The organism is Phycisphaeraceae bacterium (assembly GCA_015709595.1).
GTDB lineage: Bacteria > Planctomycetota > Phycisphaerae > Phycisphaerales > SM1A02 > CAADGA01.
The window spans coordinates 1,790,252-1,802,688 of sequence record CP054178.1; the positions used below are offsets into that span (position 1 = coordinate 1,790,252).

A 12,437-nucleotide genomic window follows, 5' to 3' on the forward strand; every position below is an offset into this window, starting at 1 on the left:
CATCATCCCGCCCTGCGTGCCGCTCATCACCAATGCGTGACGCCCCGCGCCCGGAACCTGCGCCCCTCACCCCTGCCCCATCCCCTCGATGAACGCATCCGCCTCGGCGATGGCGGCGTTCATTTCCGCGATCAGGGCGGCGATGTCGTTCTCCATCTCCGCCACGTCTCCTTCCAGCGAGGCCACCGCCTGCGCGTTGAGGTTGTGCTTGAGGAACAGCACCTGATCGTTGAAGGCCGTCAGGATGGGCGGCATGCGCGACTCAGCCCGCTTCATCGCCGCGATCAACTGGCCGTACCGCTGCTGCGTATCGCGCAGGGCGCGCTCGCTGCGCTGTTTCAGGTCCGGGTTGCTGTACTGGTTGAGTTCTGTTTCCCACTCCTCGAAGAGCGCGGCGGCGACGCTTTCGATGGACTGGATTCGGTTGGTGACGGCCTTGGCTCGGTCGCGGCACTTGCTCAGTTCGCCGTTGAGCCGGTCGTAGAGCGCCCGCAGATCGCCGCCCTTGAAGCCCACTAGGGCGCTGAACTGGTCCAGCGCGCTCTGGAACTGCTGCTTGGCGGCCTGCTGGTCATCGCGGCCTTCCTCGACCCGCTCGACAAGGATGTCGCGCTTGTGATAGCCGAACTTCTCCATCGCCCCGTAGTAGGTGGACTGGCAGCCGAGCACGAGGAGCAGGACCAGGCCGAGTGGAAGCCATTGAAGGTGACGGACCATGAGTCTGATCTCCAGCAAGGCGCCGCCTGCATCGGGCTGACCACCCAGGCCCGGATCGACGCGGCGGGGGCGCACACGCCATCGTTGACTGGCCGCGTGCGCCGCCGATAGTCTACCGTTGAGGGATGAGCGCCGTTCAGGAGGTGATCACCATGGGGCCGCGAATGTCCGGGGGGCCGCTGGTGGCCGATGCTCTTCGATTCGGCGGGACGGCCCTGCTGACCGCGCTGCTGCTCATCGCGTGCGCCAAGGCCGATCGAGCCGCCGATCCGCGGGATGAGCGAGCGATCATGGCCGCGCTGTCGCCGCCCGCGGCGGACGCCTTGGCGCCGATCGACCTGCCGGGATTGCGCAACGTGGTCGCGTTTTCCGAGGGGTTGTACAGCGGTTCGGCGCCCGATCCGGATGAAGGCGCGTTCGAGACGCTGCGATCCCTGGGCATCCGCACCATCATCTCGGTGGATGGCGCGCAGCCGGAGGTCGAACTGGCCGCGCGGCACGGGCTGCGTTACGTCCACCTGCCCATCAGCTACAACGGCATGACGGAGGAGCGCAAACTCGAGATCGCGCGGGCCGTCCGCGATCTGCCGGGGCCGATCTACATTCACTGCCATCACGGCAAGCACCGAAGCGCGGGAGCAGCCGGGGCGGCGGCGGTCACGCTCGGGCGGCTGACCAGCGAGGAGGCGGTGTCGCGCATGAAGGTTTCCGGCGCCGCGCCGGACTACGTGGGGCTGTACCAGTGCGTCAGCATGTCCACGCTGGCGGCGCCGGACGTGATTGACTCGGCCAGCAGCGCCTTCCCCGAACGCTGGGTCACCACCGGCATGGTGCAGTCCATGGTCGAGATCGACCACGCCTTCGAGCACCTGAAAGTCATCGAGAAGTCGGGCTGGAAGGCGCCGCCGAACCACCCCGACCTGGTGCCCGCCGCCGAAGCGGGTCGCCTGGCCGACCTGCTGCGCAACCTGCGGGACGACCCGGAGTCGTTGGTCCACCCGCCGGAGTTCGTCGAGTGGCTGCTGGAGGGAGCGCGCCTCGCCTCTTCGATCGAGAGCGGGCTGATCGCCGGTCTGCCCGCCGAGACGTTGAGCCGGCACCTGACCGACCTGAACCGGTCGTGCAAGTCATGCCATGTGAAGTACCGCGACGCGATCGTCACGGCACGACTTCGGTGAGAAGTCGTCGCCTCGCTTCCGGCTACTCCACCAGCTCGTAGAACCCCTGTCCGGTGTCGCGCAACTTGCCCTGGGCGACCAGGGCGGCCCACACCGAGGGCGGATACTCGCGCGGCGGCTGAATGGCCACAATGTTCGAGGATCGGCCCCCGGTCACGTATCGGTTGCCAAGCCGCGACTCGTCGTCCAGTTTCGTAAGCTTCAGCCGCTTGCGAAAGGCCTTCAGGGCGCGCTTGAGGGTTTCGGCGTCGGGCTGCGCCGGGTCGGAGGCGGACGTGGGGTCGGACATGGTGGCGCCTCGATTCGGGAGATGGCGTAACGATGGTGACGACGGCCGCCGGGGTGCGTCGATCAAGATGGGTTGATCCTATCACGCGGCGGACGCGATCCTCAATGTCCCTTCACACCGCTTCCCGCGCGGTATGATGCTGCTCCCTTCACGGAGCTTCACCATGCGTTCATCGCGTTTCGCTGCGTCGGGTCTGGCGTCGATCCTTCTGCTCGTCGGCGCGCTGTCGCCAACCGGCTGTTCCACCACCGCCACCGCGGGCGGAACGACGGTCACCGAATCCGCGGGCACCTACGAGACGATCTACAACGCGGGGACGATCGAGGTGGTGGACGCCGCCAAGGCCGTGCTCGAGGACATGAACATTCCGATCACGTCTTCCGCCGCCACGGCGGTGGATGGCGAGGTGGTGGCGCGAACCGCGTCGGACGACCGCATTTCGATCTCCGTGAAATCCGTCACCGAGAAGTCGAGCCGGCTGAAGATCCGCGTGGGCACGTTCGGCGACAAGGCGGTGAGCTTCAACATCCTCGACCGCATCAAGGCCAAGCTGGACGACTGAGCGCCCCAGCCAGCGCCGGGCATGCGGTTCAGCGCTCGTGACAAACCTGTGACGGGGGCGGCGGCCGCCATGCGGTACCATCCGCATGATGTCGCATCGACTCTGGTTCTCGTCAGCGGGTGCGGCGGCGATCGGCGCGGCGGGGGCATGTGCCGCGCTCTCGGCATGCCTGTCCGTCGCCCCGGAGCACGCCCGGGCGCCGTCCGATGCGGGTCGCGCCGCCTCGCATGAACGCGATGAACGTGCGGGAGATGCCCGCCGTGCGGACGAACCCGCCCCGCGATTCACCGACGCCGACTTCGAGCGGCACGTCGAGCAGTTGAAAAGGCGACTGCCCCACGACGGCTTCACCATCATCATCGAGAAGCCATTCGTGGTGATCGGAGACGAGTCGCCCGCGATGGTGAAACGTCGCGCCGAAGGCACGGTCCGCTGGGCCGTTGATCATCTCACCAGGCGCTACTTCAGGAACGACCCGCTTCACATTCTCGACGTATGGCTGTTCAAGGACAGGCAGAGTTATGAGAAGCACCACCGCGAGTTGTTCGGCGGCGACCCCGGCACCCCCTTCGGGTTCTACTCCGCCAGGCACCGGGCGCTGGTGATGAACATCGCCACGGGCGGGGGCACGCTGGTCCACGAGATCGTCCACCCCTTCATCGAGGCCAACTTTCCCGACTGCCCGCCGTGGTTCAACGAGGGGCTCGGTTCCCTCTACGAGCAGTGCGACGAGCAGAACGGCGTCATCCGCGGTCTGACCAACTGGCGTCTCGCGGGCCTGAAACGCTCCATCGAGCGAGGCGACCTGCCCACGTTCGAGGCGCTCTGCGCCATGAAAGCCCACTCGTTCTACTCGTCGGGCGGCGACAACTACGCCCAGGCGCGGTACCTGCTGTACTACCTGCAGGAGCGGGGCCTGCTGCTGGACTTCTACCAGCGATTCACCGCGGGTGTGAAGAATGACCCGACGGGGTACGCCTCGCTGCGGGCCGTGCTGGGCGAGGACGGCGACGACATGGCCGCCTTTCAGAAGCGATGGGCGGAGTGGGTCATGAAACTGACGTTTCCGTGACGATCACGCCCGCGGCGGATTGCCGCGCCTGGCATCGTGCGCCTCTCGTGACAAAGCACCCCCTAGGGGAGTCGAACCCCTGTTACCAGGATGAGAACCTGGTGTCCTGGGCCACTAGACGAAGGGGGCGAAGGCCGTCGCGGGACGGTCATAACCCTATCACCCCCGCGGGTCGGGTCAATCGCTGGCCGAATGGGACGTTGTTCGCAAGGTGCGACGAGGCCGTCCGCTCATCGCGTCAGCGTCGGCACGCCGCCCGCTCGGCGCATCGCGGCGCCGCCGGTGGGCGGTGCGGCCAGATCGCCCGCGTGCAGGCAGATGAGCGTCAGGTCATCCACCTGGTGCAGCGAGCCCGGCTGCGCGTTCACCCGCTCGGCCATGGCGCTCACCATGCCTGTCGGTGTGTCGTGTTCGATCAGCCGGGCGAACTCGTCGAGAAACCGCTTGGTGGGAAGCCGACGTTCGCTGCTCTCCGCCTGCTCGTCCGGGAAGGCCACTTCGAAGCCGTCGGAATAGATCAGCAATCGGTCATCCCGATGGAGCTCGAGTTCGATTTCGGGAAACGCCTCGTCCTCGAAGACGCCCAGAAGGCCGCCGGGCGTGGCGAGTTCGCGCATCGGCTGGCCCGCTCGAAGCAGCAGGGGGGCGGGGTGACCGGCTCCGGCCAGGCGCACCGTGCGCGAGCGGCAGTCGATGAGCGCGTACACCGCGGTGGCGAAGCGCGTGTTGTCGCCCTTGCGCCGGATCATGTCCTGGTTCAACCGCGCCAGCGCCTCGCCGGGAGGCACCAGCCGGTAGCGATTGCCCGTGACTTCCTTCGTGGTCAGGGCGCGGGCGATGACCATGGTGAGCAGCGCGGCGGGTACGCCGTGACCCACCGCGTCGGCCAGGAACACGCCGATGTGATCCTCGTCCAGCCGGATTACGTCGTAGATGTCGCCCGACACGTAGTTGGCCGGCCGCCACATCACCCCCAGCGACACGCCATGCACCGTAGGCAGCGAACGCGGCAGCAGCTCCTGCTGCACCATCGCGGCCAGCTGCATCTCATCGTGCATGCGGTTGATCTCGCCCTTCAACCCCCCCTGAAAGCGCTGGGCGATCGCCAGTTCGCTTCGAAGCCGATGGACGACGCCCTGTCGCTCGAGCACTGCTTCGAGCCGTCGCGCGGCCTCTTCCGGCGTTACGCTGGAGAGGTCGCGCCAGGCGGCGCCCGCGGGTGAGACGTTGACCGCGTCGCCCGTGTTCTCCGCCCAGGTGAACCAGGGCGTTTCGGCTTCGTCGAGCACGTCGATCACGTCTCGCCAGGAAGAGGCGTCCGAGGCGGCGCATCGGTACAGCACGATCAGCGTGTGGCGCGCCGCGTCATCCGGTCCGAAGCCGTCCACCGGGGCCACGGCGATCCTGTCCTTCCAGCGCGGACCCAGCGAGGCGCCCAGCGTCGCCGCCGCCTCGCCGGCGCGATCGGCGTCCGAGCGTGAACACAACAGCAGCATGGACGATCCGGCGATCATGGGCGGTTCGGCACGAAGCGCGGGGACAAACGGAACGCGCGGGGGTTATCGGTCGCCCAGGCGGCGACTCTCTCCACCGGCATCGGTTCAATGCGCCAGACGCTTGAGCCGGGCCACGTCCATCGACAGACGATCGTTCATCTTCAGCCCCAGCCGCCTGATCGATCCGGCCTGCAGCTCGATGGCGAAGAGCGCGCGGCGCTGGGCCGGATAGCGGGCCAGCCGGTTCTCGTAGGCCATTTCCGTCTCGTTGGGACCGCGGGGCGGCTCGGCCTTCATCTCGTGAAGCCCCACGATCACGCCCACCTCGTCCACGAAGATCACGTCGATGTCCACCAGGCAGTTCTTCATCCAGAACGACGGAATCCGCGGCGCCTTGAAGACGAACAGCATGCCCCCCTTCGGGTCGATCGACTCCCGCCCCATCAACCCGCGCTCGATGGCCGCGTCGGTGGCCGCCACCTCCAGCGTGAAGGTTTCACCCGCCAGCGTCACCTGCACGGTCGAGGGCTTCTCATCCGGCCTGGAGAGAAACTGGTCCATCACGAGCCATGTGAGGGCGGCGACGACCAGGATGATCGCGACATACCGGAGAGCAGCCATGCGTGATCGGCTCCCGTAAAAGTGACGGGCGAACGGGACAGTCGGGCGGGATCGAACGCCCGTGCGAAGTCCAACGCGGACATGGTATCGACCACGCCGTCGCGACAGGTGGGCGCCTCGCGGCGTACGGATGCGCCGCCCACGCCCGACCAGCGGGCCAGCAGCGCGATGATCCGCTCAGGCGGCACGCCCTGCTCGCGATAGAAGGCCACCCGCGTATCCCCGTGCCGCTTGGCCAGGCGGCGGCCGTCCCGGCCCACTACCAGCGGCAGGTGCCACCAGCGAGGCGCGGGCAGCCCCAGTGCTTCGTACAGCAACTGCTGGCGGGCCGCGCTGGGCAGCAGATCGTCGCCGCGGATGACATCGGTCACGCCCTGCCGCGCGTCATCCACGACCACCGCCAACTGGTACGCGGGGGTCGCCCGCTTGGTCCAGATGACGAAGTCGCCCACTTGCCGCGACGGGTGATGAACGGAGTCACCCGCGAACTCGTCATGCACCGTCACGGGCCCGTCGGGTACGGCGAAGCGGTAGTTGGTGTCGAGCCGATCGACGCGCCAGCGGGCCGAGTCCTCGTGCGGCGGGCGCAGGTTCCGGGGGTAGGGCTGTTCGTGATCCCCCGCGTGCGGGGCGGAGCCGGCCTGCTCGATGTCGGTGCGCGAGAGGTCGCAGGAGAACGTATGGCCGCCAGTGGCCAGCCGTTCGAGTGCGGCGCGGTAGGGCGACAGGTCCGCCGACTGCACCAGCACCTCGCCGTCCCAGTCCAGCCCGAGCCATGCCAGGTCGCGGATCGCGCCCGCGGCGGCATCGGGCTTGATGCGGGGACCGTCGAGGTCTTCGATGCGCAGGATGACCCGCCAGCCGTTCCGCCTCGCCATCGCCCACGTGATGAGAAACGTCCGTGCGTTGCCCAGGTGGAGTGCGCCGGTGGGAGAGGGGGCCAGCCGGGTGATGCGCAACTCCGGCGCGCCGGGAACCGGCGTCTCCGTGTGCGGGCCGGGCAGCTTTTCGACTGCTTCGCCGATGGAGTCGGGATTGGGTGTGACAGGGGGGCGCATCTCGGGTACAGTGTCATCGGTCAAACGGTCGGCGGCCGCGCAGGCGTGGTGTTGGGGGACGCGGGTGGTGTGAGGGTTGGGGCGGCGTGCCGGAGATGGCCCGGGATGGGGGATGACGGGGGCGGCGTGGGGGATGCATGGCGCGGCGCTGCGGGAAACGGTCCGCCGCCCGCCGGTTCGCTTGCTGATTCTTCCGTTCGTGGGTGCCCAATGGAGTCGGACGCCATGGACAAACTCGCCGAGGCCGACATCGAAGCCCGTCTGGCCGCGCTCCCCGAATGGACGCAGCAGGGGGAGAACATCCAGCGGACGTACAAGTTCGCGGACTTCGCGGAGGCGATGGCCTTCGTCAACCGCATCGCCGAGCACGCCGAGCGTGTCAAGCACCACCCGGACATCCTGATCCGCTGGAACAAGGTGATGCTGACGCTCTCGACCCACGACGCGGGCGGACTGACGGCGATGGACTTCGACTTCGCCGACGCGGCGGACGGCCTGGCTTCGCCGGTGGAGGCGGGGAGCGGGGCAAGTGGAGGGAGTGGGGGGGGTGGAGGGCGGAAGGGGAAGAAGTAGGGCGGGCGGCATCGCGCGAATCATCGAAAGCGATACCCGCGAGAGCGGTTTCCGACGTGTCGGGTCACTACCTCGCGTCGGGGGCGGTTCGCCGTTGGTTACCATGACGCCCGAGTTTCGATGCGTTCGGATTTCGATGTAATCGAGTTTCGATGTGTTGCTCGGCCCCAACGGGGCCCGACCACGGGTTGCGCTTCGCCCGGCTGTGACCGGGCGGCGCTCCACCCGTTGCGACAGTCCTTGGCCCCGCTGGGGCCGAGGACTGAGTCGTCGAAATGTGCTCAGGACCGCGATAGATTTCGACTTCGCCGACGCGTCGGACGGCCTGGCGTCGCCGGTGGAGGCGGGAGGCGAGAAGGCCGTGGCGGGAAACGTCGATCCGAGTCGCCCTGAGCGAGCGCTGTAGGCCCCTTCGTAGAGGGGCCGCATTTTTTCACTTTTTGGTGTTTTTTTTTGGCTTGACAGCGCCCCCACACGCGGTATCGTCAAGTTATGGGGCTGTGGCGGCGTCCAATTCGATTGCTGGAATGCCTTTCAGTGACTTTGTACACGATCGCGTGTGCTGGGACTCATCTCGCCGACTCGCCATCGGCGCAGCCGTCCCTGACAACTCAAGCAACTCAGGTACTCGAGTTCCGTGGGTACCGAGTACTCGTGTCTACGACGAATCTCAAGGAACTGGACCAACTCCAGTACGAAACACTCGCCCGACAGGACGCCACAGACCGGCCGAAAGGGTATTTTTTCGACGGTTTGCTCTGGGGCACCGGCACAGCGGACACGAGTACGTACGCTGGGCAGTTTGTCGATGCGGTAAACGTGCAGCAGGTCTCCTCGTTCAGGTTCTTTGATCGAATCGAGAGAGATCGAGCGATGGAGTTCCCTCATCGGGCCGCCGTGTTTGGGAAGTCAGTGGGTTTCGCGTGGCGGGGCGACCCGCTGCGCGGCGTGATCGTGCAGTCAACGAACGGGGACGTTGATGTGGGTTTCAGGGCCGGCATTGACCTGTTCGATCAACTGTACGGCTACTCCACCGATCCACTGGAGTTCTTCGCCCGGCGGTTCGCATTGCCCGATGTGCGTGTCGAGCAGGCGACGAAGGGGGAGCATGAGCAGAAAGAGAATAGACAGTTGCTGGCGCTGCGTGCTGACGGCGCTTGGCGCGCGTCTCTCACCGTGAAGATCGGGGAGAGCGGTGAGGTTCAATCGTGGATGCTGCACGAGAGAATGAGTGATTCACTTGTTCTCACGTGGAGTATCGATCTCCGACGTGTCTCGGAGCATACGCGAGCTCTGCCAATCGCCCCGTCCATGATCCGCAATATCCACTCCGATGTGGCTGGAATGGATAGGACCGTCCTTCAGGATGTCACCGGGAAGCACTTGGGGCAGGACGGCGTGGTGAGCAATCCTGAGAGACAGTCTCTGGAATCGAGGCGGCGGTTCTACACGATCGCGGGGGCGATTGCCCTCTTCGCAGTGTTCAGCGTGGTAGCAGCAAAGGAGAAATCACGATGAACTCCGGTCGATTCGTCAACGGTCTTGCGTGTCTGACCGTCCTCTTTCTTGTCATGGGCGGTCTGCAGGGACCACCTGGTGGTGGTGCGGATTTCTGCTATGTTCTCGAGTGGCAACAGGGAGCGTGCTTCGATACGCAACTGAACGGTCCAACCCTGAACTGCCAGTACGGCTCCTACTACCAGTGGGTCGTCTTGCCGATGTCGCGACAGGCCTGCACCTCGGACTTTGCAGGACAGGGCTACAAGAACTGCATTCCACAGAGCGGGGAGCTGTTCTACCCCGTCAAGCGGCACTACATCTGCAGCAACGGATACGTTGTCGAGGCGGGTCAATCGGAATACACAGAGAATCCCTGCCGTCACGATGCGTACCCTGACCCCTTGCCTGATACTTGCAATCAATAGGCAGCGTGGATCCAATGTTCATGCGGGTGGATCAAGTGCGAGTGGTGACCTCCTGGGTCAGCCACGTCGTAATCGGCGTGGTCATGATGGTCGCTGGGATCAGCAAGGTCGCGGATGCGAGTGGGCTCTCGCAGATCCTGCTATCGATGGGACTAGGCGGTCATTGGGGCGGCTTGGTCGTGATCCTGCTTGTGGCTGTGGAACTCGCAATTGGTGCCGCGTGTCTCCTGGGGCGCTGGTCGCGATTTCTTACGTGGGCCATCCTGTCCACGCTCGGAGCCCTGACGCTCGGAATGATCGTCGCCTATGTCTGGATTGACTCGAGTGCATGCGGTTGTTTCGGGGCGGCTAGGGGATGGTTCGGGGAGGCCACGTTCGAGGTCGCGTTGGCGCGGAATCTGGCGCTCATGGTCGTCGCACTGCTGCCAACGGTGGTGCATGGGCTAGTGCGCCAATCGGGCACGCAAGGTAGCGTTCGAGGTTCGCCAACCGCATTGCTTACCTTGGCGTTCACGGGTGCCTGCTTTCAGGACCTTGCGGTTCAAGGCCAAACCACTTGGCATGTGGCTCCTTGGCATATGCACTTGGAATCGCGGCTCGAGACCACCCTTCGCCCACTCCATGTCGATGAGATAGTGCGGCGGGTGGCACTGAGCGACGATCAGGCGACTCTCCTCAAGGCACTGTACCAGGAGCATCGAACCAGAATGGCGGTTTTTCGGGCCGAACATGAGAAGTCGGTCGCCAAGGCGTTCGAAGGCGTGGATGTCGACCGTCTCGTTCGGACCAGCAATCGCGACCGAGAGGCGGCTCTTGCACCGCTCGCGGAATCCGAGCCGCTCTTGGCGCGGATTGCCGACGATCAAGCGCAACTGGACGCTGACTTTCTGGAGTCGGCTCGGTCAGTTCTCAGGGAGGATCAAGCCGGGCACTGGAAGTCGTACCTGCGCTGGTTGAACCGACAGCGATGGCTCCGCGCCGGGAGCGGCTACCCGGGGGATCATCTCGATCCCTTCGCCATCCTCGAAGGCATGGCGATCGATGAAGGCGACCTGATCGTGCCTTTCGACCAGTTTCAACAGCTTCTAACGCAATCGGAGGATGATCTTGACCGCGCTCTCGAACGTCGCGCAGTGTTCGCCATCAGACAGGCGCGTATGACATTTAGAACCGCACTGCGTCAGTCCAGAGCGGGGCGGCCCATCCACATCCTCAACGACGACGGAGATGTGATTGACGTCGCGTTCACTGATCCCGAGTTTGCGGCCATCATGCTCCGCGATGGCGCCGAATGGAATCGGTTGATTCGTGACGTGCATCAGATGCAGGAGTCCATTCGACAGCGGATCGCTCAGAGTCTAAGCGTGGAGCGTGCGACGGAGTTTCGGTCACGGGTCCGGGAGCTCGCGTCGGCCCATCAGCCCTTCCGCGCGGAGGGCTATATCGAGGAGCTTCTTCGACCCGAAGAATTGAGCGATGATCGCCGCGCTTTTCTTGAAGAACTCCTGACTGAGTGTCGTCGGCGTCACCGGGCATTCAACGATGAGCGGTACGAACTGCTGATTCGGCAGGCCGAGATTCGCTTTGAGGCCGACGCCCCGAGATCCGCAGACCACCCGCGCTTGCTCGAGTCATACGAGATCGGCGATCGACTTCATCGGATGACCCAGGAATGGGCGCAGGTGGATGACCAGTTCATGCTTCGCGCCTGGGGAATTTTTGATGCTGTCGAGCAATCGAGCATGACGCCTCCGCCCCTGTGGCGGAAGCGGAACTGATTTGAGTGTGCGCCCAGCGACAATCGGTCATCACGACCGTTGGGTGATCCGTGATTGGGTTCCGCCTTTTCAGATCGCGTTTCCCACCGCCCGCCGCACCAGGTCCGCCCGCGCGGCGAGCAGGTCCCCATTCGTGATCGCCTCGCCCGCGCTCTGCTGCAAGTGGGCGGTCTGAATCTGCGGGAAGAGCCGGTCGATCGCCGCCGCGGTCAGTTCGGGGACGCGGCCCAGGCACGCGCCCAGCCGCACGCGGCTGAGGAGTTTCATCGCCTCGTTCTCACCCAGCAGCCGCGCGCGGCTGAGGACGCCCAGCGCCCGCTGCACGCGGTCATCCAGTTGGCGGGGGTCCTTCTCCAGCAGCGAACGCCGCGCGGCCCGCTCGTACTCGATGAGCCGGGGCACGATCACCTGGTCGAACTCGGCCAGCAGCTGCGATTCCGGCTCGCCAAGGGTGACCTGGTTGGAGATCTGGTAGAAGTCGCCGGTGGTCTCGCTGCCCTCGCCGTAGAACCCGCGCACGGCGAGGTTCAGGTCGCGGCTGGCGCGCTGCAGCCGCTCCAGTTCGTTGGTGAGTTTCAGGGCGGGCAGGTGGACCATCACGCCCAGCCGCAGCCCTGTGCCGACGTTGGTGGGACAGGCGGTGAGATAGCCGAAGCGGTCGGAGAAGGCGTAGGTGAGCCCTCGTTCGAGGGCGTCGTCCACCTGGTTGGCCCGCTCGAAGCAGGAGCCGACCTGCCGCCCCGGCAGGAGCACCTGCATGCGCAGGTGATCCTCCTCGTTGATCATGATGGCGAGGGTTTCGTCGCCGCTCACCGCCACACCGCAAGGGGCGGCGGAGGCGGCGAGGTGGCGCGAGATCAGGTGCCGCTCGACGAGGAGTTGTCGATCGCGCGGCGTGGCGTGGTTGAGTTCCACCCACAGCATGGTGTCATCGAGTTTTGCGCCCAGGATGGCCTTCTTGGCCAGCAGCAGCACTTCCAGCCGCTGCTGATTGCTGGAGCGGCCCACGAAGGGGTAGCCCTGAATGTTGCGGGCCAGCCGGGCGCGCGAGCAGAGGATGACATCCGAGTCCGGCGCGGCATCAGGTCGGGCTGATCGTTCGAGAGATTCCACGGGAAGTCCGGGGGCAGGAGAACAGGAGAACAGGGGTGTTCGCTCCGGGCTCGAC

At 65.6% G+C, this 12,437-nt stretch carries 13 protein-coding genes and 1 tRNA gene; 7 read left to right on the forward strand and 7 right to left on the reverse strand.

Annotated features, from left to right (window positions below; genetic code table 11):
• Positions 1–66 precede the first annotated feature (66 nt).
• Entirely contained in the window at positions 67–717 is a 651-nt protein-coding gene (locus HRU76_07485) for a DUF2959 domain-containing protein (GenBank protein ID QOJ17426.1), read from the reverse strand.
• Between the two features lie 152 nt (positions 718–869).
• On the opposite strand from HRU76_07485, the gene HRU76_07490 reads away from it, so the two are divergent.
• Entirely contained in the window at positions 870–1,895 is a 1,026-nt protein-coding gene (locus HRU76_07490) for a hypothetical protein (protein ID QOJ17427.1), read from the forward strand.
• 22 nt (positions 1,896–1,917) lie between these two features.
• Here HRU76_07490 and HRU76_07495 read toward each other — a convergent pair whose 3' ends face one another.
• Entirely contained in the window at positions 1,918–2,184 is a 267-nt protein-coding gene (locus HRU76_07495; protein QOJ17428.1) for a hypothetical protein, read from the reverse strand.
• A 163-nt stretch (positions 2,185–2,347) separates the two neighbouring features.
• Here HRU76_07495 and HRU76_07500 point away from each other — a divergent pair, with 163 nt between their 5' ends.
• Together HRU76_07500 and HRU76_07505 are read left to right on the forward strand one after the other, a co-directional pair.
• Positions 2,348–2,746 carry a DUF3568 family protein gene (locus tag HRU76_07500; protein ID QOJ17429.1) on the forward strand — a complete coding sequence of 133 codons (399 nt, stop codon included), beginning with the start codon at positions 2,348–2,350 and terminating at the stop codon, positions 2,744–2,746.
• Positions 2,747–2,831: 85 nt separating this feature from the next.
• Positions 2,832–3,818 (forward strand): hypothetical protein, encoded by a 987-nt coding sequence (locus HRU76_07505; GenBank protein ID QOJ17430.1) that lies wholly within the window; start codon positions 2,832–2,834, stop codon positions 3,816–3,818.
• A 56-nt stretch (positions 3,819–3,874) separates the two neighbouring features.
• On the opposite strand, the gene HRU76_07510 is transcribed toward HRU76_07505, so the two are convergent.
• The 4 genes from HRU76_07510 to gluQRS all read right to left on the reverse strand — a co-directional run bounded on the left by HRU76_07510 (position 3,875) and on the right by gluQRS (position 6,993).
• A tRNA-Glu gene (locus tag HRU76_07510) sits at positions 3,875–3,947 on the reverse strand.
• Positions 3,948–4,048: 101 nt separating this feature from the next.
• On the reverse strand, positions 4,049–5,332 hold the full coding sequence (locus HRU76_07515) for a SpoIIE family protein phosphatase (GenBank protein ID QOJ17431.1): 1,284 nt from the start codon (positions 5,330–5,332) through the stop codon (positions 4,049–4,051).
• Positions 5,333–5,419: 87 nt separating this feature from the next.
• Positions 5,420–5,935 (reverse strand): DUF192 domain-containing protein, encoded by a 516-nt coding sequence (locus HRU76_07520; protein ID QOJ17432.1) that lies wholly within the window; start codon positions 5,933–5,935, stop codon positions 5,420–5,422.
• Complete coding sequence (gene gluQRS, locus HRU76_07525; protein QOJ17433.1) at positions 5,875–6,993, reverse strand: tRNA glutamyl-Q(34) synthetase GluQRS; 1,119 nt, start codon at positions 6,991–6,993, stop codon at positions 5,875–5,877. The genes HRU76_07520 and gluQRS overlap by 61 nt, the downstream gene beginning before the upstream one ends.
• Before the next feature lie 225 nt (positions 6,994–7,218).
• On the opposite strand from gluQRS, the gene HRU76_07530 reads away from it, so the two are divergent.
• The 4 genes from HRU76_07530 (at position 7,219) to HRU76_07545 (ending at position 11,269) form a co-directional block, all read left to right on the forward strand.
• Positions 7,219–7,566 (forward strand): 4a-hydroxytetrahydrobiopterin dehydratase, encoded by a 348-nt coding sequence (locus HRU76_07530; GenBank protein QOJ17434.1) that lies wholly within the window; start codon positions 7,219–7,221, stop codon positions 7,564–7,566.
• Between the two features lie 654 nt (positions 7,567–8,220).
• A complete protein-coding gene (locus tag HRU76_07535) occupies positions 8,221–9,084 on the forward strand; it encodes a hypothetical protein (protein ID QOJ17435.1) in 864 nt (287 codons plus the stop codon).
• Positions 9,081–9,491, forward strand: a complete 411-nt coding sequence (locus HRU76_07540) for a hypothetical protein (protein ID QOJ17436.1) — start codon at positions 9,081–9,083, stop codon at positions 9,489–9,491. Before HRU76_07535 ends, HRU76_07540 begins: the two co-directional genes overlap by 4 nt.
• Before the next feature lie 5 nt (positions 9,492–9,496).
• A complete protein-coding gene (locus tag HRU76_07545) occupies positions 9,497–11,269 on the forward strand; it encodes a hypothetical protein (GenBank protein ID QOJ17437.1) in 1,773 nt (590 codons plus the stop codon).
• Between the two features lie 69 nt (positions 11,270–11,338).
• Here HRU76_07545 and HRU76_07550 read toward each other — a convergent pair whose 3' ends face one another.
• Positions 11,339–12,382: a protein arginine kinase gene (locus HRU76_07550; GenBank protein ID QOJ17438.1), complete on the reverse strand. Its 1,044-nt coding sequence runs from the start codon at positions 12,380–12,382 to the stop codon at positions 11,339–11,341.
• Between the last annotated feature and the right edge of the window lie 55 nt (positions 12,383–12,437).

What these genes read in the sequence shown, in the direction of transcription:
- HRU76_07540 (QOJ17436.1), top strand. Translation starts at nt 9,081, where the DNA reads ATGAACTCCGGTCGATTCGTCAACGGTCTTGCGTGTCTGACCGTCCTC.
- HRU76_07530 (QOJ17434.1), top strand. Translation starts at nt 7,219, where the DNA reads ATGGACAAACTCGCCGAGGCCGACATCGAAGCCCGTCTGGCCGCGCTC.
- HRU76_07490 (QOJ17427.1), top strand. Translation starts at nt 870, where the DNA reads ATGGGGCCGCGAATGTCCGGGGGGCCGCTGGTGGCCGATGCTCTTCGA.
- HRU76_07520 (QOJ17432.1), bottom strand. Translation starts at nt 5,935, where the DNA reads ATGGCTGCTCTCCGGTATGTCGCGATCATCCTGGTCGTCGCCGCCCTC.
- HRU76_07515 (QOJ17431.1), bottom strand. Translation starts at nt 5,332, where the DNA reads ATGATCGCCGGATCGTCCATGCTGCTGTTGTGTTCACGCTCGGACGCC.
- HRU76_07485 (QOJ17426.1), bottom strand. Translation starts at nt 717, where the DNA reads ATGGTCCGTCACCTTCAATGGCTTCCACTCGGCCTGGTCCTGCTCCTC.
- gluQRS (QOJ17433.1), bottom strand. Translation starts at nt 6,993, where the DNA reads ATGCGCCCCCCTGTCACACCCAATCCCGACTCCATCGGCGAAGCAGTC.
- HRU76_07500 (QOJ17429.1), top strand. Translation starts at nt 2,348, where the DNA reads ATGCGTTCATCGCGTTTCGCTGCGTCGGGTCTGGCGTCGATCCTTCTG.
- HRU76_07505 (QOJ17430.1), top strand. Translation starts at nt 2,832, where the DNA reads ATGATGTCGCATCGACTCTGGTTCTCGTCAGCGGGTGCGGCGGCGATC.
- HRU76_07495 (QOJ17428.1), bottom strand. Translation starts at nt 2,184, where the DNA reads ATGTCCGACCCCACGTCCGCCTCCGACCCGGCGCAGCCCGACGCCGAA.